Source organism: Bacillus cereus group sp. RP29, from assembly GCF_040459765.1.
In the GTDB taxonomy this organism is placed as follows: Bacteria; Bacillota; Bacilli; order Bacillales; family Bacillaceae_G; genus Bacillus_A; species Bacillus_A paranthracis.
The window spans coordinates 2,350,748-2,371,187 of the sequence record NZ_JARVHN010000001.1; the positions used below are offsets into that span (position 1 = coordinate 2,350,748).

Here is a 20,440-nt window from a genome sequence, read left to right on the forward strand (position 1 = left end):
GTTATGACAGTATGTTATAGTAACTCTTCTTTCTTATGTCTTCTGCCCTATTTTAAGAAGAAACTCAATATTTATTCATGATCTAATTCCCATAAAAAGGATAATTATTATTTCATAACTTGAAGCATATTAAAAACATCGGAGGTGAAATAATATGGCAAACAATAATAGTGGAAGTCGTAATGAATTGTTAGTTCGAGGTGCTGAACAAGCTCTTGATCAAATGAAATATGAAATTGCACAAGAGTTTGGTGTACAACTTGGTGCGGATACAACAGCTCGTTCAAACGGATCTGTTGGTGGTGAAATTACAAAACGTTTAGTAGCAATGGCTGAACAACAACTTGGTGGTAGAACTAACCGTTAAGTGAATTGACATAAAATATAGTAGATATGTAAATCAATTTCTTTTGTATATGTATAAAAAACAAACCCTTATAGTAAATGAATTCTCACTCAAAGATTATTGATAATCTTCTTTCATAATCTTTGGGTATTTTATTTGTAAACTACTTTCCTAAACAATAAACACGCAGTGTTGGAAAGGTGTTTTCCATGCATAGTAGAAAAGCTTTTGCAGGAAAAAGCATACTTAAAAATTTGATTTTAATATTGAAATCAATATTTATTATTATCTTTTCGAAAGGGAGGAATTTAAAAATGGGTATATTAAGTGGAAATCCTCAAAATGAACCGTTACATTACGGAGAAGTATTTGATATTTGGAGTTATCTTCTTGCTGCACAGGGTGCGATTGCAAGTCATCAAGTATTTATGAATCATACAGGTGATGAAGACTTGAAGAAGTTTTTAGAAAGCTTAATTGAAAATGATATGAATTCGGAAATAGAAGAGTTAAAAACTCTTTTAAAGGTTAATGGTGTAGCTTTACCGCCTGCTCCTCCAGAACGACCAGTTGCATCTATCGAAGACATTCCTCCTGGAGCACGTATTAATGATGCAGAAATTGCTGCTGCTGTTTCAACAGGATTAGCAGCTGGACTTGTCACATGTAGTCAAGTAATGGGAAAATGCCTTCGAGAAGATGTAGGTATGTTATTTGGACAATTTCATATGAAAAAAGCGCAGGCAGGTGTAACGTTGCTACGTTTAAGTAAGAAAAAAGGGTGGGTAGTTCCACCTCCGTTACATGTAAGAAATTCAGATCAAGCTTAATAAACAAAAATAAAAAAGTGGCGTTGGCCACTTTTTTATTTTTTAGATGTATCCTCAAGCTTGGATTTATTTATTGTGGAAGAATCTATATATTCATCTGACATTTCCATAGCATATTTATCATGACGAATATGATTGTGATTTCTTAAATTATCATCGTTACGCAGTACTAGCTTCTTCATATAAATGTGGAAGAAAATTTCTGTTCCACCAATAATTAAAGCGGCTATAAATGAAGAAAGTCCAATATTACGAGTAGCATCTAAATCAGTAAACAAGGATGTTAGTAACCAAGTGCCAAAGAAGTTTAAGCCTAAATCTGCTATTGTAGCAATCATATTTCCGTACTTAGGTAAAATGAAGAGATCTCCGATTAAATAGGCAGCTCCTGTAAGGAAAAGAGAAATGAGTAATACTTTAGGAATTGAAATGCCTTTAAAGATACTAAGTATAATTAGTAATACTGCAGTTATCAATGTGTATTTAATTAATAAAGCAACAATATGTTTCATTATTTTCCTCCATTGTCTAAACGTATATGGAATAAAATATTTCATTAAAAACGGGTTATGCTGTTAAATAGCTTAACCCGTTTTATGTTGTAATGGAGGTCTATTTATGATATCCCATGGCACGTAAGATGTATTTCGTTCTCCTATACATGATTATTTTTAGTTTAAAGAAGATTAACTATACCTTTGAATTCACGGTCGTAATTACCAATTAATTAGCTATATATTTTAGCATGTAATTTAACATATTAAAGAAAGAAGGAGGTGAATGAACATGTCAAACAATAACAGTGGAAGCAGTAATCAATTATTAGTACGTGGCGCTGAACAAGCTCTTGATCAAATGAAATATGAAATTGCTCAAGAATTTGGCGTACAACTTGGTGCAGATGCAACAGCTCGTGCAAACGGATCTGTTGGTGGTGAAATTACGAAACGTCTTGTATCATTAGCTGAGCAACAACTTGGCGGTGGCGTTACTCGTTAATTTTATATATGAAATGGATATAGAGGAGAGGCATGCCGTCTCTCCTTTCTCATACATTTTTTTTATAAATAAGCTTAGTAGCGTTACAATCGTTTCGACTTTATTTGTTTAACTTTTAGACTCTCGAGGTTTTACATACATAATGAATTTTTGTGAAATAAAGGATAAAAGATAAGAGATTATATTTGATGCGAAAGGGGCAGAGAAAATGAAATATGAAGCGTTATTTACAGTTGAGATTTCTGTAGGAAGTGAACTAGTAGCAAACCATAAAATAAAGGCTCATAATGTCACTGATGTTATTGAAAAGCTTGCCGAGAAGTATTTAAGTGATCATGAGGGACATTCTCGAAATGAATAAAGGAGAATAGTAATATGACCTGTCATGATGTTAATAATGAAACGAAAGAAAAAAAAGATTTAAAATGGTGGCAGCTCTCACTTATTGGGATTGGTTGTACGATAGGAACCGGCTTCTTTTTAGGATCCAGTATAGGAATTAAAATAGGTGGTTCGTCAATTATTCTTATTCTTATTTTAACTGGATTTACTACTTATATTGTATTTGAAGCATTGGCAAAAATGGCTGTAGAAGATCCACAAAAAGGATCTTTTCGCATATACTCAAAAAAAGCTTTTGGAAATTGGGCAGGTTTTAGTCATGGATGGACATACTGGTGTTCTGAACTGCTTATTATGGGCAGCCAGTTAAGTGCGTTAGGAATCTTTTCACGCTACTGGTTTCCTAAAATACCATTATGGATATTTGCTGCTATATACGGAGTAGCAGCTATATTAATTATTTTTATAGGGGTAAAGATATTTGAACGCCTAGAAAAATGGATGGCTATTATAAAAATTGCGGCTATTATAGGATTCATCGTAATTGCTATTTTAGTTATTTTAGGATTTATAAAGGGTGGTTTATATAAAGCGCAAATCCCGCGTAATTTTAAAGACTGGTTCCCAAATGGATTAAAAGGCACTTGGTCCTCTCTAATTTATGCATTTTATGCATTTGGAGGAATCGAAATTATGGGGTTAATGACAATAAGACTGAAAGACCCTAAAGATGCACAAAAATCAGGAAGAGTAATGTTAATGATTTTAACGATTATTTACGTAGTCTCTTTAGGGTTGGCAATTATGATGGTTCCATTAAACCAGTTTAATACGAAAGAAAGCCCTTTTGTAATAGCATTACAAGACTATAATTTGCCGTATGTGCCATTTATTTTAAATGTAGTGTTAATTTTAGCGGGTTTTTCAACATTAGTTGGTTCATTATTTGCAGTGACAAGTGTACTAATGAACTTAGCTGAAGAAGGTGATGCACCTGCAATGTTTGCGAAAAAAAATAAGAAAAATATCTCTTTTCCAGCCCTAATTCTTATTATAATTGGACTTGGTGCTTCTATCCTTAGTGCTTTATTACTACCAAAAAATATATATGAATATGTAACAACTGCAGCTGGATTAATGTTGTTATATACATGGAGTCTCATTCTTCTTTCATTTTGGAGATTAATGAATCCAAAAGGTTGGATGCAGATAAAAAGTATTATTGGTCTTATTATGATTGCACTAGCTGTTAGTGGAACACTATTGCAAAAAACAACGCGTTTTGGTTTCCTTGTGAGCTTGTTGTTTTTAGGAATAGTTATTATTGTTACTATAATTGTTCATTTTGTCTCAAGGAAAAGGAATACAGCTATATGAAGAATCTATTTTTACACAATATGAGTAGTATGTAACAACTAAATAATAGAAGCTATTGAAAAATGATTTGGTAAGTTTGAAAACCAAAATATAATCCATAAATAATAAGTGATATTCCAGATATTACTGTTATAAGAGATAATATACGCGTATTTAAAATTTTACGAAATATACTAGAAGTACTTGCCATCGTAATATCCCAAATAAAAATACCTAAAATAGTACCAAAGCTATATAACAAAAGCTGCTCTTTATTATAGGAAGAAGCGGCTTTTGCTAATATAGAGCCGAAAATGCCAAGCCAAAATAGAATTGTTAATGGATTCGATAAAGACATAAAAAAACCAGAAAAAAAGCTTTTAATAATTGAATCGTCATTTCTAGTATTACTAATGCTAATTTGATTCGCATTTTTTACACTTTCAATGCCTGTATAGATTAAAACAAAAGCGCCGAAAGACCATAAGAAAAGTTTGATAATATCTTTTTCGAGGAAATGAATGACACCTAAATAAATAAGTGCCATGTAGATAACATCTGCAAGTAAGGCTCCTATACCAAGGATCCAAGCATGAAAAAACCCACTCCTAATACCTTTTTCTAGCTGCGCAGCATTTATAGGTCCCATTGGAGCAGATAATGATAAACCTAAAAAAACATAGCTTAAAAATATGCCCACGTATGATATGCTCCTCCCACTAAATTTAATTTATATTAAATCTATTCAGTGGTTAAAGTTTGTACAACTAAATAATAAAAAGTAGAGTGGATTACTTATTTTTATGCAAGTATTTTATGATTCGAGAAAACGGACACTTAGATGGAATTGTTTCATCATCACGTAAAAAATATTGTTGCCATTCATAATTATCTTTTTCACCATAATCTTTAAGAAAAGGGTGAATAGGGGCTTTGTCATAAGCGGCTAGACGTTGACGTATTAAGTTTTTTAGTTTTCTACTGCGTTTCTCAGAATTCATAATTCCCTGTAAAACCCACCTAGGAGTTAAAGCAAGCATCATACATGAAAAATGTCTACTTTGTCTATTGACATGGGCAGGTGTAGCACAGTAGACGAAATATGATTCATTATGAAAGCAAAATTCCCAAGTATTTTCCATAGGGTCATTGGGGATATGCGTAGGCCATTCCATCTCGTCCAAACGACTAGTTGTATTAAGTAGAGACCAATACATATGTTCAAAATCTTTAACTGTAGTTTCTCTCATTAAATCTATTGGTGTATGAATAAAAACAATAAGTGAGGCATATTGACCTGTATCTCTAGAACATTCAGTATATTCTTTAAGTAATGTAGCAAAGTCCTCGCTAGTATTCGTATCTCTAGGATCACCAATGAATCCGTACCGGAGGTGATTCGCTGTAAAGCCGTGTTGAGCCGGGATACAAGGAAAAGGTTTATTTTTATCTGTCATTTTTAATTTAAAAGAACAGAAAGCTTCTTGTTGCCAATGTGGAAGGTTAATAATATGTTTTTGTAAAGAGTCTTTATCATAAAGTATAGTCATCTTTTTATCCCTCCTAGGTCATAATATATAACCTATTAATTATTTAAGAATAGGTGACTAACACGGATAGAATAATTATTTTTTAATCTATAAAAATAAAATGATTTAATGAAGAATCCCCTTCAATGTAGTTACTTTAATAGTTGATCTTTAATAACGTATAAATTTTAAGTAGCTATAAAATTTGAAAAATATATAAGGAATATGTAGGTACAATGTTCACATTTATATTTTCTAACTAATATGGTTTATAACGAAACAAGAAGGGATGTATTATGATGGAGATTTTTAAGGAAGAAAAAATTAAATTTATAGATTGTAAAGGCGAGGAAGTCATTTTGAAAATCAAAATTAAGGATATAAAAAATTAGGGAAGAGGAATTAAGGATACTTTATTGTGATTAACATAGAAGGATGCAAAGTAATCATGAATTAGATTGAAATGAATTCATGTAGTATAGGCCCTTTTTGAATTTTTTTGCATAATGTAGCATGAGTGAATATTAAGGGGGAACATACATGTCTTATCCTAATCAGTTAGCTTGGCATGAAACATTGGATTTACATGAATTAGTAGCATTCCAAGCGAACGGCTTAATCAAATTAAAAAAGTCAGTTAGAAATGTACCTGATCAAGCACTTCAATCGTTATATATTAAAGCTATAAATGTCATCCAAAACAATCTGCAAGAGTTAGTACAGTTTTATCCGTATGCTCCTGGATTTCAATCGCAGCAGCATCGTGATGACACTGGATTTTACGCTGGAGATTTACTTGGATTAGCAAAGACATCTGTTCGAAATTATGCAATCGCGATTACCGAAACTGCAACACCCCGACTGAGAGAAGTTTTAACTCGTCAAATAAATGGTGCTATACAATTACATGCGCAGGTTTTTAACTTTATGTACGAACGTGGTTACTATCCAGCTTACGATTTAAAACAACTATTAAAAAATGATATTCAAAATGTGCAAAAGGCAATACAAATGCAATATTAAAATGAAGATATGGAAATTATCTTTAATAGTTAAGACTAAATGGTAATTTCCATTGTTAATAAATTGATTAAAAGCTAAAAATATAGATTGATTCGAAAATATTAAAGAAAATATACTAACGCTACTTTAGAATCTGTGAACCCCTTAAAGTTATTTTAGTGAGTTGTCATCAAATATTAAATATGCTTAGAGAATAAGTATCTATATAATATTTCTAACTGAACATTAGTTTCCTTTGGCGCTAAGTATGTTTAGCACTTTTTTCTTTTGGGGAAAATAATAATATACATTAGTGGAAAGGATGGGGTTTAATGGTAAACAAAACTGAAAATACAAGCTATTTAACCTCTTCTGTTTATTTGACCCGTAATCTATGGTCAGGTATCTTGTTTGGACTAGGATTAGTAGCTTTTATAGATGAAACTATTTTTCATCAACTGCTGCATTGGCACCATTTCTATGATAAATCTACAACAGATATTGGACTCATTTCAGATGGTCTTTTTCATGCTTTTAGTTGGTTTGCAACGATTGGTTCCTTGTTCATAGTTGCTGATCTTCGTCGTAGAGATGCATTTTGGTTGAAAAGGTGGTGGAGCGGATTAATGCTTGGTAGTGGTGGGTTTCAATTATATGACGGTATAATTCAACATAAACTAATGAAAATACACCAGATTCGATATGTAGAGAATGTTCTTATCTACGATGTAATATGGAATATAATTGCGACTGTAATGCTCTTATTTGGCATTCTGCTAGTTTTTCAGACAAGAACTGATGAAAGATTATTGAGAGGTAAAAGCTTAAATGAACAATAACCATCTTCATCATGAAATATGGAATGCACTGGATATTTTACTATTCGTATTCATTTTAATTATGTTAATCATTTATATAGTAGCCACGATTTTATCAAATCGCCATTACAAACGATGGCCGTTATATCGAATTGTCTTCTGGGTTTTAGGGCTTATTTGTGCGGCAATAGCAGTTGTTGGGCCATTAGCTTATCGTGCTCATAATGACTTCACAATACATATGCTTGTGCATTTACTCCTTGGGATGCTTGCTCCAATTTTTATAGCATTAGCAGCTCCGATGACTCTTTTTTTACGAACGCTCAATGTGAAAGCAGCGCGACGTCTTTCAAGTGTATTAAAGAGTAAGCCGCTACAAATCCTTACTCATCCCATTATCGCAACCTTGCTTAATCTAGGAGGGCTATGGATTCTCTATACTACTAATTTATACTCGATGATGCACAAAAGTATACTTCTTCATTTGTTCATACATTTCCACGTTTTTATTGCAGGATATCTGTTTACCACATCAATGATTTATATTGATCCAATATCCCATAGATATAGTTACAAATACCGATCAATTATTTTAATAGTTGCATCAGCTGGTCATGGGATATTATCAAAATACATATATGCTCATCCGCCTGCTGGTGTAGTCACTGAACAAGCTGAAATCGGGGGCGTGCTGATGTATTATGGTGGGGATTGCGTTGATATCGTTCTTATTTTTATACTTTGTTTGCAATGGTCTAGGGGCAGCAGATCGAGAACAAAAGGTAATAATGTATTAAGTTCATGGTAATTATTAGATTTTTTGAAATTAAAAACTTTGAAATGCAATTTGGTCATACTGTACTTAAAAGAAACTTTGATAAAAATCAGTATTTTATTTTCATTTTTAAAATTTATAAATAAAAAGCAGCTAGCAAAAGCTAACTGCAGCGAGAAAATTACATCCATGAATTTAAGGAGTATAACTATATCATGGTTAAATATAGTATGAACAAAAAATGTAAGCTTATACTATGAAATTAAAAAGAGCAGTTATTTATTATGACTGCTCTTTAATGGTAAGAAATAAAGCCTGGGTAAGAAGCAGACTTTATTATAAATAGTGTGTGTGAAAGATCGATTTTTATTCCAAAAGGGTAGTTCTATTCTTAGGATAGAGATGTTAATTAAGTACAGTGTATTTTCATATTAAACGTAATATTTTTTGACGTGTTAATTTTGTATCATATGTTAATTCTTTAATATAAAAGCCAAAGTTTCTTGTGCTTAATGTATCTTTTTATCTACATATTTTCCGTAATCAGGTACAGCAATTTTATCAAATTCCTTAACGAGTGTGTTGAGGCTTGTTGATAGCAATTCACCTGACATTGGTATTCCGTGTCCAGTAACAGTGACTAGAGGCTTTAATTTTTCTAATTTAATAACGGATTCTTTAGCAGCGTTCCAGTCTGTTGTTAAATAACGAGGCGGACCGCTTATTTCCTGTTCTTGAGTAATTACCTTATATAGATATTCCTGTTTCACTGTAACAAAAGCGTCCCCTGCAATTAATGTTCGGTCTTTTTCTCGGAATAATGAAATATGACCTGGAGTGTGTCCTGGTGTATGCACCCATCTAAACTCTGGCATATGAGGAACAGTTCCATCTGCAGGTAGTACTTTTACGTTATTTCCTAAATCAATCGGTTCATTAGGGAACAGAGGTGACATTTTCGCTACCATACCACCTTCAACTGTTGGATCTGGTTCAGGATAGCTTTGTAGTCCAGTCAGGAAAGGTATTTCCAATTGATGGGCATAGACTGGAACATCCCAATACTTGATAAGTTCAATTATTCCCCCAACATGATCAAAATGCCCATGAGTTAAAATAATTGCTTTTGGGCGACTATTTGTACCAAATCGCTTCTCAGTGACAGAGATAATTTCATTTGCACATTTAGGCATTCCAGCATCAACTAAAATAAAATCATTGGTATGCGGATGTCCAACAAAACAGATGTTGACGATTTGAATCGTGTAACAGAATAAATCAGGCAATACTTCAATGCCATGGCCACTTTCAATTGAAGTTGCCGGAATAAACTTGTAATCACTTCCATAATTCATTTCATTGTCCAATTTTTCTCCCCCTTAATTTATTCCAATATGACATTATAGTTCCCTAATTTTGAAAATCCATTTTGGAGCATTTGAGAAAAGAATGAGTGGGGGATTACAAAAAAACAATAACTTAGTCTTAGAATTAAGGGGGAGATATGTCAATTTATATAAAATGTAAACAAAGAATATTGATTTTAAAGTCGTAGTTTATATTATTTTTTTGAGTTTAAGTGTATATCTTTTAAGAGGACATACCAAGTTCTTTTGTTTTGATAATTACTTGAAACTTGAACGGGAAAAACATGATCAAGCGCCCATTCTAATTTGTTTATTTCATTTTCAAGTCCTGTTGGATAGAGTAAAAGGATCTTAAAATTATTTTTAACAATATTTGACAAAACGGTTTGTAATTCAAGCGCTTCAGTCAAGCTTCCGCCCCATCTAACAAATAAAATGGATTGTGAATTATGCATTCTTTCGTAAAGGTTATCAATTCTTTGATCTAATTTTTGTTTGAAATCATGGTATGTGATGAACCAATCTTCATTCGGAATAACAGGGAAATCATGATAAGATGTTACGTTATATTTTGTATCTTTTATAATATGAGAAAAAACAGGTTGTATCACGCCATCATTAAACACAATATTTTGCTCCGGCATTGATTGCATGTTTTTTAAATCCATAAAGTCTACGAAATTATTTTTCAATAATGTGTTGATAGAAGAAAGATTCGGTGATACAAACCAATCTAGAGGACCTGAATATTTCCGCAGCTTATATTTTTTTAGATGAATAGCAGTATAACAATTTTCCCCTAAACTAATAACATCATCATACATTCCTTGAAGCTTTTTCATTTCCAATACAATCATCCTTTTTTAGAAAAATTAGAAGGTATATATAAATTCTAAAAAGCGTTATTATGACACAAAATATGCTTTTGAAAAATAGGAGAACGAGTTAATTATAAATAATATATGTATGTATAAAACCTCCTGTGAAAAGGCTCACAGGAGGTTAAACTAAGGCGTATTTCGAGTTATGTACCATTTGTTGAGGTAAGAATTGTGAGTGATAATTCATGGCGTTCCTATAATAAAGGGGGAAAACAGAAATACATTGAAGTTAGTTGTGAACAAATTGTAATTTAAAATTGAGAGGAAATAAGAAGCCCTAGTTGCTTCATTATGCAACTAGGGCATTATTTAATCTCTTCCTAACTTAATTATATCATGTAAATCAAATTCGAAATAGACTGTTTCTTCTCATTTACTCCTGCTACAATCAAGAACACATGCATAGTAAGGAGAGATGTTATATGAGTTCTTTCGTTCTCGATTTTCAGGAAATAGAAAAGGGGCAGCTTTCACTCGTCGGCGGAAAAGGGTTGAATTTAGGGGAGTTATCTAACATTCAAGGTATACAGGTGCCAGAAGGATTTTGTGTGACAACGGTAGGATATGAAAAGGCCATCGAGCAAAATGAAGAGCTTCAAACTTTGTTGCAGCAGCTGACCAAGTTGAAACTTGAAGACCGAGCTCAAATTGGTGAAATGAGTAAGGAAATTAGAGAAGTCATTATGGCAGTACAAATCCCTACTGATGTAGTGGAAGCAGTAACTCAGTATCTCTCACGTTTTGGAAATGAACACGCGTATGCCGTGCGTTCTAGTGCTACGGCTGAAGATTTACCGTATGCCTCGTTTGCAGGTCAACAAGATACGTATTTAAATATTATCGGAAAAGAAGCGATTTTACAGCATGTAAGAAAGTGCTGGGCTTCTTTATTTACAGAGCGAGCAGTCATGTACCGTATGCAAAATGGTTTTGAACATAATCAAGTTTCTATATGTGTTGTCGTTCAAAAAATGGTTTTCCCTGAGGCTTCGGGCATTCTATTTACTGCTGATCCGATTACATCTAGCCGAAAGATATTATCAATTGATGCCAGTTTTGGACTTGGTGAGGCGTTAGTATCAGGACTCGTCTCTGCTGATAATTATAAAGTAAAAGAGGGGGAAATCGTCGATAAGGTGATTTCAACTAAAAAAGTAGCTATCTATGCCTTAAAAGAGGGCGGAACAGAGACGAAACAGATTAATTCGGCTCAGCAAAAGATTCAAACATTGTCTGAACGCCAAATATTACAACTCGCACAGATTGGGAGACAGATTGAAGCTTATTTTGGCTGTCCGCAAGATATTGAATGGTGTTTAGCCCGTAATACATTTTATATTGTTCAAAGCAGGCCGATAACGACTTTATATCCAATTCCGGAAGAAAATGATGGGGAAAATCATGTGTATATATCAGTTGGTCATCAACAAATGATGACTGATGCGATGAAACCACTAGGGTTATCTTTTTTCTTGTTAACGACTAATGCTCCTATGCGTAAAGCGGGAGGACGGCTGTTTGTTGATGCTACGCAACAATTAGCTTCACCTGCTAGCAGAGATTATTTAATAAATACTTTAGGAAAATCAGATCCACTCGTAAGAGATGCATTAACGACTATAATCGAGCGAGATAATTTTATTACATTGTTACCGGATGAAGAAACGGAAAAGAGTGCTAGTAAAAGTAAGCCACCAGTAAGTTTGCAACCAGAAATCGAAAATGATCCAGTAATCGTTACGGAATTAATAAAGAATAGTGAAGCATCACTTGAAGAGTTAAAAGAAAATATGCAACTGAAATCAGGAGTGGACGTACTTGATTTTATTTTGGAAGATATTCAGCAATTAAAGAAAGTATTGTTTAATCCACAAAGTATAGCAGTTATTATGGCAGGTATGAATGCTTCAACATGGATCAATGAAAAAATGGAGCAATGGCTGGGCGAAAAGAATGCAGCGGACACCCTTTCTCAATCGGTGCAAAATAATATTACGTCGGAAATGGGTTTAGCATTAATGGAAGTTGCTGATGTGATTCGGCCGTACGAAGAAGTTATTGCGTATTTACAACATGTAGAAAATGATAGCTTTTTAGATGAACTCGTTCAGTTTAAAGACGGGGAAAAAGCTCGAGAGGCAATAGATGCTTTTCTAAATAAATACGGAATGAGATGTAGCGGAGAAATCGACATTACGAAAACGCGCTGGAGTGAGAAGCCAACAACCATTATCCCGATGATTTTAAATAATGTAAGAGATTTTGAATATGGTGCAAGTAAACGGAAATTTGAAGAAGGACTGCAAGAAGCTTTGAAAAAAGAAGAAGAGTTAGTAGATCGATTGCAGCAATTGCCGGATGGAAAACAAAAAGTAGAAGAAACGAAGCGAATGATTTGCAATATCCGTAATTTTATCGGCTATCGTGAATATCCGAAATACGGTATGATTAATCGTTATTTCATATATAAGCAGGCGTTACTAAAAGAAGCTGAGCAACTTGTGCAGAGCGGTGTCATTCATGAAGTTGATGATATATACTATTTAACTTTTGAAGAGCTTCACGAAGTTGTTCGCACGAAGAAACTAAATTATGAGCTTATTCATAAACAAAAAAATGATTATAAATTATATGAAAAACTAACGCCTCCTCGTATAATGACGTCTGATGGAGAAATCATTACAGGTAAATATAAACGAGAAAACCTCCCAGCTGACGCGATTGCAGGTCTGCCTGTTTCTTCTGGAGTAGTTGAGGGGAGAGCTCGCGTTATTTTAAACATGGAAGAAGCGAATTTAGAAGAGGGAGATATATTAGTTACAGCTTTTACTGACCCTGGCTGGACGCCATTATTTGTATCTATAAAAGGACTAGTCACTGAAGTCGGCGGACTTATGACTCACGGGGCGGTTATTGCACGGGAATATGGATTACCGGCAGTCGTTGGAGTAGAGAATGCTACGAAATTAATAAAAGATGGGCAACGAATACGAGTACATGGAACAGAAGGGTATATTGAAGTGTTGTAATGAAGTAAAAGATCATCCGCTATAAATAGTGGATGATCTTTTTATTTTGCAATAACTCACTTCTTTAAGCCAGCTGCATAAAAAGGTCCATGAACTGCGATTGTTGATAAAATACGAGCAATTTCCTCTGGTGTTTCTTTTTGGCCACTATTTAACCATTGCTGAATGACACCAATATGAGCAGATGCCATATAAGAAGCTAAATATTGGCTTGGTGCGGTAAGTATCGTTATTATTTTAGCGACTGCTTTAAAACGTAGTGCAGTAAAGGGACATAAAACGGAATTACAGGCATAAAAGATAAAAACGTTTCACTATGAGTGAAGCGTTTTTTTGTTTAGATGTAAGCTAAGTAGCATAGAAGAGATATTTAAAAGTAGGAATTAATGGTGTTATATAATGAATGTATAACACAAAAACGAAAATATAGAGGAAAGGAGAAAATAAATGAAAAGAGGAATTACGGTAGATATTCTAGATGGACATGCAAATGACAATCTACTTTGGAAAGTGTTAAAGCCAATCAATATTGCTTCATTTAATTGGCGAGTGGGGAATGAGGAGTCCTACTTAATAGCGCGTGGTGGATTGGATGAGGCATTATTTCCAGAGGAACCAAGTGTAGTGGAAGGATTAGAGTTAAAAAGGTTAGTTAAAGATAACATATATTATCTTATTTTTGCAGATTTAAAAGCATATCCCAAAGGAGAAATAGTACTAGATATTGAAACATATGAAGAGTTTATGGAAAGTAAGTGTGAGATAGTCGTATTAGTGGCGGACGGTCAATACATACAAATTTATGCGAAAGACCAAAAAGCGATTGAACTGATGTATGAAAACGCACGAAATCAGGGGTTTTATGTAGAATATGTTACAGACGAAAATGACGGTAGAACACGTTTGTCAGTATAGTAGGAATTTGAAAGGGGAAACGCAATATGGAGAGAACTATAAGTAAAGAATATACAATTCGAACCGCTACTGAAGAGGAAAGCGATAACATTATTACTCTATTAAAAGAAGTAGCACAATGGCTACAACATAAAGAAGTGGATCAGTGGCAGTACCTTTTAGGAGGAGAAGCTACGGCTGAAATATTAGAAGGTATAAGAGAGAAATATACATATGTGGTTACGAAAGAAGATGAAATTATCGGTACAGTCACAGTATCTCCTAAACAAAATGAATGGGATGAATATATTTTTGGTAAAGAGGAAGTTTCTAATTCATTATATATTCATAGATTTGCGGTGAATCGGAAGTATAAGGGGAACGGAATCGGAGAATGGATGTTACGGTGGATAGAAGAGAATGTACAACATGACAAAGAGTTTTTAAAACTAGATTGTGTAGGGCATAATGTTACGTTGAATGATTTCTATAAGCGATGTGGTTTTGAATATGTCGGTAGTACGGATGGACATAGTATGTTTCAGAAGAGCATAATATAGTTGAAAAGAAATAAGAAAAAGCGTAGGAATTTCTACGCTTTTTCTTATTTCTTCTCACTGTCTTTTAAAACTTGATTTATTTTTAAGTTAACTACTTGGGCAGCTAGATATCCAAGACCTCTAGCAGCTTGCAGTTGAGTTTTTTTTACAATTTTCTTTTTGAGCAATGTTTTTTCATGATTAATATTTATTTTTTTCATAGTTTATATGCCCCTTTGAAATATCCTTATTATGGTTATTTTAATTCTTTTATTCAGATAAAACAATCGATGTCTAAAATCTGTTTACATATTTGAATATGAAAGAAGGAATTCAATATAATTATACAGAATATTCAGATAAATAGGAGGTGTCGAATTTTGAGTGAAATTGAAGTAAAAAGGAATGTAATTAAGACAGGGAGTGAGAAGAGCATCATTCTTCGGTTTATACTTGCTAGTCTCGTTGGGGTGTTTATGTTTTTCGTACCGGTTACGATAAACGGTGCTTCTTCCATAATGATTGATCATATCGTGTCGTGGATTAGAGCTTCGGTTCCGAGCGCCGTACCTTATTACGCACTACTCGTTATGGTAATGGGTGCAATTTATCCGTTTTATACGAAAAAATGGAATACATCTATCGTAGATATTTGCTTTTCGATTTTAAAAGTGGTTGGCGTCGTTTTCGGTGTATTATATTGTTTGAAAGTAGGGCCAGCTTGGTTCTTTGCGCCAGATGTTGGGCCGTTTTTGTATGAGAAACTAGTAATATCGGTAAGTTTACTCGTTCCGATTGGTTCGGCTTTTTTAGCATTATTAGTCGGGTATGGATTACTTGAATTTATCGGTACGTTTTGCCGTCCGATTATGAGGCCGTTATGGAAAACGCCTGGACGATCAGCAATTGATGCGGTTGCATCCTTTGTGGGAAGTTATTCACTGGCTTTATTAATTACGAATCGCGTATATAAAGAAGGAAAATATACGACAAAAGAAGCGGCCATTATCGCTACAGGATTTTCTACAGTATCCGCAACATTTATGATCATCATCGCAAAAACATTAGACATCATGCATTTATGGAATGTTTATTTTTGGACGACTCTCGTTGTAACATTCATCGTAACTGCTATCACCGTAAGACTTCCACCCCTTAGTAGAAAACCAGATACATATGTAACAGAAGAAGGGTTCCCAGAGCCCGTTTATAAGGAGAAAATGCTAGAGCGTGCTTGGGAAGATGCGCTAGAAGTATCGAAATCTGCACCGAGTATTATAAAAAATATTGCAGTGAACTTAAAAGACGGTTTTATCATGACGATGGGAATTTTACCATCTATTATGTCTGTAGGGTTAATTGGTATTGTCTTAGCGAAGTTCACACCAATATTTGATTGGGTCAGCTATATTTTTTATCCTTTTACATGGGCTTTACAACTGCCAGAAGCAGACTTAGCTGCTAAAGCGGCATCCGTCGGTATTGCGGAAATGTTTTTACCATCATTATTAGTAGTTAGTGCACCACTTGTGACAAAGTTTGTCATTGCGGTTGTTTCGGTATCATCTATATTGTTTTTCTCAGCATCCATCCCATGTATTTTATCGACAGATATTCCGTTAAAAGTATCAGAACTTATTATTCTGTACGTACAAAGAACGATATTAACATTGCTTATCATTACGCCGATTGCTTATTTGTTACTTTAAAAAGGGGAAAAGTATAAAAAAGAATCCTTCTATAAAAGGAAGGATTCTTTTGTTTAGTGTTTTTATCAAGTAAATACTTTAAAATGTACACTGTTTTGATGTTTTATTTGTTTTTCGAATATGACGTAATACTTCTTAAGAAAATTCCTAATCCTGCAAAAAAGAATCCTAAGCATAATAAGCTGCCTGGCGTTCCCCAAGTAATTTGATCTAGCATTTTTATATCCTCCCATTTACCCCATATGAATTAACTGTAAAACTTTCACTTTATTATTATATAGTATTTTTCGGTTGTAATCCAAAATTATCCATACTACCAAATTGAAAAAATAATCTTTTTGTAGAAATAATAGCGTTTTTGGTGTGCAAATCTTTCAATAATGCACACTAGACCTTTAGAAAAAGAAAAACCTTACATGAAATGAAACCAATATAAATGTAGCTTGATATAATGGGATGGACACGGTATTTGTTACAGGCTTTTACGGATTATTATGTAAGAAGGTATTAAAACTTGAATTTTAAGTGCATTTAAAAGTTAGTGTTAATGTTTTAATATCTATATAATTAAATGTTTATTTCTGTGATATAGTAAGAAAAAGGGGGCTTACAAATGGAAATCATTCACGAAAGAGCAAAGCTACGGTTAATGGATGGTAATGATGTCGAAACTTTGTTTTCGATTGTAGAAGGAAATCGGGAAATTTGGGCGTATTTAATCTCTAAAATGGATAGTGTGCAAGATATGCAGCAATATGTTCAAAAAGCGATACAAGGTTATGGAAAAGGTACGCAAATACCTTTCGTTGTAGTGGATCAACAGACGAATAAGATTGTAGGAAGTACACGTCTATATAATATTTCGGTAGAAGATAAAACAGTCGAGTTAGGACAAACGTGGTATCATCCAAGTGTCCAGCGTACGAGTATAAATACAGAGTGTAAGTATATGCTTCTCCAGTATGCTTTTGAAAAACTCCATATGCTCAGGGTACAAATTAAGACGGATGCAAGAAATGAAAAAGCACAACGAGCAATTGAAAGGTTAGGCGCAGTAAAAGAGGGTGTGCTTAGAAATGAAAGAAAATTACCGAATGGTTATGTGAGAGATGCAGTTGTGTACAGTATTATCTCAAGTGAATGGCCAGACGTGAAAGAACAATTGTTAGAAAAATTAGAGTTGTATAAAGAAAAGCTATAATTCGTGTTTTGAAAGGTATATTGTTCGTAAGGCATGAAAAATATACCTTTTTTCTTACAAAATGCTACTTTATTTTAATTCCTTTTGTTTCATCGTTCCCTTCTGAGAAAAAATTCGTTACAATGTAGTTGTATGGTAATAAACTTATGAATTTAAAACATGTAATGAAAACCGCAAATGAAAATGAATTGATAACCCTCAATTTTAAATGAAAACCCTTTTATACATAAATAACAAGTAAAGTTCCTTCTTTTAAATAAACTCAAACAAAACGATTTGATATAAATGTTTTTTTATAGAAGTATGGATGATGTACGGAGGCAATTACAAATGAAAGAAAATAAGAAGAGTAAGAAAAGACGAATCTTTCAAGTATTTTTACTAATGATTTGTTCTGCTATTTTATATGTAAGTTATGCAGCTTACGATATTTGGAGTTATCGTTTTAAAACAGATGATAGCGTGAAAACGGATGCTGGTATCGTACTAGGAGCAGCTTCTTGGAACGGAAAACCATCTCCTGTATTTAAAGAAAGAATTAATCATGCGATTTCTTTATATAAGAACGGAAATATTAAAAAGATTATTTTTACAGGTGGTACAAAGTTCGAGGCAGAGCTTGAGGAAGCGCGTACTGCAAGAGTATATGCAATGAAACAAGGTGTAAAAGACGAAGATATTTTAATTGAAACAAAATCCCTTTTCACTGAAGAAAATTTAAAGAATGCGAAGGAAGTTGGAATAGAGAACGGAATACGCACATACACGATTGTAAGTGATCCACTTCATATGAAACGCGCAATGAGAATCGCAAAACATATTAATATTGAAGCGTATGCTTCACCAACGCCGACATCAGCATATAAAACGTTAGATACAGAAATACCATTCTTCTTTAAAGAATTATTCTCGTATATTGGATATGTAACCTCGTTGCCATTAAAGGCATTGAAGGGAGACTAATAAGAAAAGAACCTATCTTTAAATAGGAACTTTTCTTATTAGTCAAAAACATTGTATTTTTATCGGAATAGTGAAACAATAGAGAGGTAGCTTCATATAATCATAATGACAAAATGAACGGTTTATGAATCGAACATAAAGGAGATTATACTATGGCACTCTCATTTGTTGAAACAGAAAAACAATCTTTCATTATTGAACAAATAAATAAATTGATTCCGAAGTTCATGGAAAGGGAGCATCAACTAAGTGAATTAGGATCATTTCCGTATGAAAATATAAATGATTTGAAACATATCGGATATACGAAATTAACGTTACCGAAGGAATTTGGTGGTAGTGCGATTTCTTTATATGACTTCGTTCTATTTCAAGAGAAAATTGCGGAAGGCTGCGGGGCTACTGCATTATCGATTGGCTGGCATCTTGGCATTGTGAAAGAACTAGCGGAAAATCGCTCTTGGAATGATGAGATGTTTAAATGGTTTTGCGAAGAAGTGCGAAATGGGGCGCTCTTTAATAGGGCAGCAACAGAACCGAAAACAGGGAGCCCGACGCGTGGCGGTAAACCAGAAACAATAGCGGTTCAACAAGGCGAGAAGTGGGTTATAAATGGAAGGAAAACTTTTACAACGATGGCGCCAGTACTTGATTATTTTATTATTTCAGCAAGTATGGAGGGCAAAGAAGAAGTTGGTGAGTTTGTCATTCCAAGAAATACAATCGGTGTATCCATTGAAGAAACGTGGGATAGCGTTGCAATGCGAGGGACTGCTAGCCACGACCTTGTCTTACAAAATGTAGAGATAGAAAGTCGCTTTTTTACGGATGTAAAAGGCGGGAAAGTGAAACAAAAGGGTATTGGCTGGTTGCTACATATACCAGCATGCTATTTAGGAATTGCACAATCAGCAAGAAATTATGCAGTTCAGTTTGCGGGATCATACAAACCAAATAGTTTAAACCATTCTATTAGTTTATTACCGAATGTTAGAAGATTAGTTGGAGAATTAGAACTCGAGCTTATGCAAGCTCGCGTCTTTTTATATCAAATTGCGAAAAAATACGATGAGGCAGAAGATAAACTGTCACTGCAAGCAGAATTAGCGGCAGTGAAATACGCCGTAACAAATGCGGCGATATCGATAGTGGATAAATCAATGCGCATCGTAGGAGCAAAAAGTTTATCAGAAAAAAATCCGCTTCATCGTTACTATTTAAACGTAAGAGCAGGATTACACAATCCGCCGATGGAAGATGCAACACTGTCTATGCTTGCGGATGCGGCGTTTCGATCGTAGTTTTTTTAACTTGAATTTTATTGTTTATGTACAATATAGTTGTTTTGAAAGCACGTGTTTGATTAGTAATCGAACACGTGCTTTTTATTCGTTGGATATACTAGTTTAAAAAGCACGCGTTTTAATATAAATGCTTATCATGATTTTGTAAGTGTTCCTTGTTGGAAAAACATTTGCCATCTTCCCTCTATTAGTTTCCAAATGGAGCTTCACAAAGTATTCTGCATTCTAGTTTCATCTCTTACACGATATGTTGCCAATACAGTATCCTTCGATAAAGGGTATATTTCAAAATTAGAAAGAGTCATTTCTCTCACACTAAGTCCGTCTCCACCAACAGAATCCTTCTTATACCAAACGTTTCCCGAACTTCCAAACTCAAAAAAGTCGTCTGCAAGTAATTTGTCCAGTTCTGCTGGATTTGTACGAGTTTTAGGTTCTGATAGTTTTTCTTCCAGTTCACATAAATGCTTTTTTAATTCAGAGTGCTTTTTCACGTGATCATCCCCATATATTAATTATCGTACAACAACTAAAAACTGCTCTTTTTAACTAACGA

The 20,440-nt window shown here is 33.9% G+C and carries 21 protein-coding genes and 2 pseudogenes; 15 read left to right on the forward strand and 8 right to left on the reverse strand.

Annotated features, from left to right (window positions below):
- Positions 1–154: 154 nt before the first annotated feature.
- Both sasP and QCI47_RS12435 read left to right on the forward strand, forming a co-directional pair.
- Positions 155–367, forward strand: coding sequence for a small acid-soluble spore protein, SasP family (sasP, locus tag QCI47_RS12430; RefSeq protein WP_000002842.1), 213 nt, complete (start codon positions 155–157; stop codon positions 365–367).
- 293 nt (positions 368–660) lie between these two features.
- The gene (locus QCI47_RS12435) at positions 661–1,176 is read left to right on the forward strand and encodes a DUF3231 family protein (RefSeq protein ID WP_000512133.1); all 516 of its coding nucleotides are present in this window, start codon (positions 661–663) and stop codon (positions 1,174–1,176) included.
- Between the two features lie 35 nt (positions 1,177–1,211).
- Here QCI47_RS12435 and QCI47_RS12440 read toward each other — a convergent pair whose 3' ends face one another.
- Positions 1,212–1,688: a YndM family protein gene (locus QCI47_RS12440; protein WP_353811800.1), complete on the reverse strand. Its 477-nt coding sequence runs from the start codon at positions 1,686–1,688 to the stop codon at positions 1,212–1,214.
- Between the two features lie 274 nt (positions 1,689–1,962).
- Between QCI47_RS12440 and QCI47_RS12445 the strand changes: the two genes are divergently transcribed.
- The 3 genes from QCI47_RS12445 (at position 1,963) to QCI47_RS12455 (ending at position 3,894) form a co-directional block, all read left to right on the forward strand.
- Positions 1,963–2,175 carry an alpha/beta-type small acid-soluble spore protein gene (locus tag QCI47_RS12445; RefSeq protein WP_000069660.1) on the forward strand — a complete coding sequence of 71 codons (213 nt, stop codon included), beginning with the start codon at positions 1,963–1,965 and terminating at the stop codon, positions 2,173–2,175.
- Positions 2,176–2,383: 208 nt separating this feature from the next.
- A complete protein-coding gene (locus tag QCI47_RS12450) occupies positions 2,384–2,536 on the forward strand; it encodes a hypothetical protein (RefSeq protein WP_071743131.1) in 153 nt (50 codons plus the stop codon).
- A gap of 14 nt (positions 2,537–2,550) precedes the next feature.
- Entirely contained in the window at positions 2,551–3,894 is a 1,344-nt protein-coding gene (locus tag QCI47_RS12455) for an amino acid permease (protein WP_071743129.1), read from the forward strand.
- Between the two features lie 52 nt (positions 3,895–3,946).
- Here the strand turns inward: QCI47_RS12455 and QCI47_RS12460 are convergent, their stop codons facing one another.
- Together QCI47_RS12460 and QCI47_RS12465 are read right to left on the reverse strand one after the other, a co-directional pair.
- Complete coding sequence (locus QCI47_RS12460) at positions 3,947–4,573, reverse strand: LysE family transporter (RefSeq protein ID WP_000510853.1); 627 nt, start codon at positions 4,571–4,573, stop codon at positions 3,947–3,949.
- Between the two features lie 91 nt (positions 4,574–4,664).
- Positions 4,665–5,423 (reverse strand): YqcI/YcgG family protein, encoded by a 759-nt coding sequence (locus QCI47_RS12465; RefSeq protein ID WP_309423229.1) that lies wholly within the window; start codon positions 5,421–5,423, stop codon positions 4,665–4,667.
- A 519-nt stretch (positions 5,424–5,942) separates the two neighbouring features.
- Between QCI47_RS12465 and cotF the strand changes: the two genes are divergently transcribed.
- The 3 genes from cotF to QCI47_RS12480 all read left to right on the forward strand — a co-directional run bounded on the left by cotF (position 5,943) and on the right by QCI47_RS12480 (position 8,030).
- A complete protein-coding gene (cotF, locus tag QCI47_RS12470; RefSeq protein WP_000121380.1) occupies positions 5,943–6,425 on the forward strand; it encodes a spore coat protein CotF in 483 nt (160 codons plus the stop codon).
- Positions 6,426–6,736: 311 nt separating this feature from the next.
- On the forward strand, positions 6,737–7,243 hold the full coding sequence (locus QCI47_RS12475; protein ID WP_000247605.1) for a DUF2243 domain-containing protein: 507 nt from the start codon (positions 6,737–6,739) through the stop codon (positions 7,241–7,243).
- Positions 7,233–8,030, forward strand: coding sequence for a cytochrome c oxidase assembly protein (locus tag QCI47_RS12480; RefSeq protein ID WP_071743126.1), 798 nt, complete (start codon positions 7,233–7,235; stop codon positions 8,028–8,030). The genes QCI47_RS12475 and QCI47_RS12480 overlap by 11 nt, the downstream gene beginning before the upstream one ends.
- A gap of 476 nt (positions 8,031–8,506) precedes the next feature.
- Here QCI47_RS12480 and QCI47_RS12485 read toward each other — a convergent pair whose 3' ends face one another.
- Entirely contained in the window at positions 8,507–9,364 is an 858-nt protein-coding gene (locus tag QCI47_RS12485) for an MBL fold metallo-hydrolase (RefSeq protein WP_076872849.1), read from the reverse strand.
- A gap of 194 nt (positions 9,365–9,558) precedes the next feature.
- Positions 9,559–10,221, reverse strand: coding sequence for a DUF1796 family putative cysteine peptidase (locus tag QCI47_RS12490; protein ID WP_001997746.1), 663 nt, complete (start codon positions 10,219–10,221; stop codon positions 9,559–9,561).
- 446 nt (positions 10,222–10,667) lie between these two features.
- On the opposite strand from QCI47_RS12490, the gene ppsA reads away from it, so the two are divergent.
- Entirely contained in the window at positions 10,668–13,274 is a 2,607-nt protein-coding gene (ppsA, locus tag QCI47_RS12495; RefSeq protein ID WP_353811801.1) for a phosphoenolpyruvate synthase, read from the forward strand.
- 56 nt (positions 13,275–13,330) lie between these two features.
- Here the strand turns inward: ppsA and QCI47_RS12500 are convergent.
- Positions 13,331–13,498: pseudogene (locus tag QCI47_RS12500) on the reverse strand (TetR-like C-terminal domain-containing protein); the annotation flags it as partial.
- A 223-nt stretch (positions 13,499–13,721) separates the two neighbouring features.
- On the opposite strand from QCI47_RS12500, the gene QCI47_RS12505 reads away from it, so the two are divergent.
- Positions 13,722–14,189 (forward strand): DUF2691 family protein, encoded by a 468-nt coding sequence (locus tag QCI47_RS12505; RefSeq protein WP_017561734.1) that lies wholly within the window; start codon positions 13,722–13,724, stop codon positions 14,187–14,189.
- 26 nt (positions 14,190–14,215) lie between these two features.
- Complete coding sequence (locus QCI47_RS12510) at positions 14,216–14,728, forward strand: GNAT family N-acetyltransferase (RefSeq protein WP_061130659.1); 513 nt, start codon at positions 14,216–14,218, stop codon at positions 14,726–14,728.
- A gap of 44 nt (positions 14,729–14,772) precedes the next feature.
- Here QCI47_RS12510 and QCI47_RS12515 read toward each other — a convergent pair whose 3' ends face one another.
- Positions 14,773–14,928: a hypothetical protein gene (locus tag QCI47_RS12515; RefSeq protein WP_002170213.1), complete on the reverse strand. Its 156-nt coding sequence runs from the start codon at positions 14,926–14,928 to the stop codon at positions 14,773–14,775.
- A gap of 159 nt (positions 14,929–15,087) precedes the next feature.
- On the opposite strand from QCI47_RS12515, the gene QCI47_RS12520 reads away from it, so the two are divergent.
- The 4 genes from QCI47_RS12520 to QCI47_RS12535 all read left to right on the forward strand — a co-directional run bounded on the left by QCI47_RS12520 (position 15,088) and on the right by QCI47_RS12535 (position 19,881).
- Complete coding sequence (locus QCI47_RS12520; RefSeq protein WP_061130660.1) at positions 15,088–16,416, forward strand: YjiH family protein; 1,329 nt, start codon at positions 15,088–15,090, stop codon at positions 16,414–16,416.
- Positions 16,417–17,029: 613 nt separating this feature from the next.
- On the forward strand, positions 17,030–17,617 hold the full coding sequence (locus QCI47_RS12525) for a GNAT family N-acetyltransferase (RefSeq protein WP_000402574.1): 588 nt from the start codon (positions 17,030–17,032) through the stop codon (positions 17,615–17,617).
- A 330-nt stretch (positions 17,618–17,947) separates the two neighbouring features.
- Positions 17,948–18,580 (forward strand): YdcF family protein, encoded by a 633-nt coding sequence (locus QCI47_RS12530; protein ID WP_016717896.1) that lies wholly within the window; start codon positions 17,948–17,950, stop codon positions 18,578–18,580.
- 152 nt (positions 18,581–18,732) lie between these two features.
- Entirely contained in the window at positions 18,733–19,881 is a 1,149-nt protein-coding gene (locus QCI47_RS12535; RefSeq protein WP_353811803.1) for an acyl-CoA dehydrogenase family protein, read from the forward strand.
- Positions 19,882–20,018: 137 nt separating this feature from the next.
- Here the strand turns inward: QCI47_RS12535 and QCI47_RS12540 are convergent.
- Positions 20,019–20,378, reverse strand: a pseudogene (locus QCI47_RS12540) (nuclear transport factor 2 family protein).
- Positions 20,379–20,440: the final 62 nt, after the last annotated feature.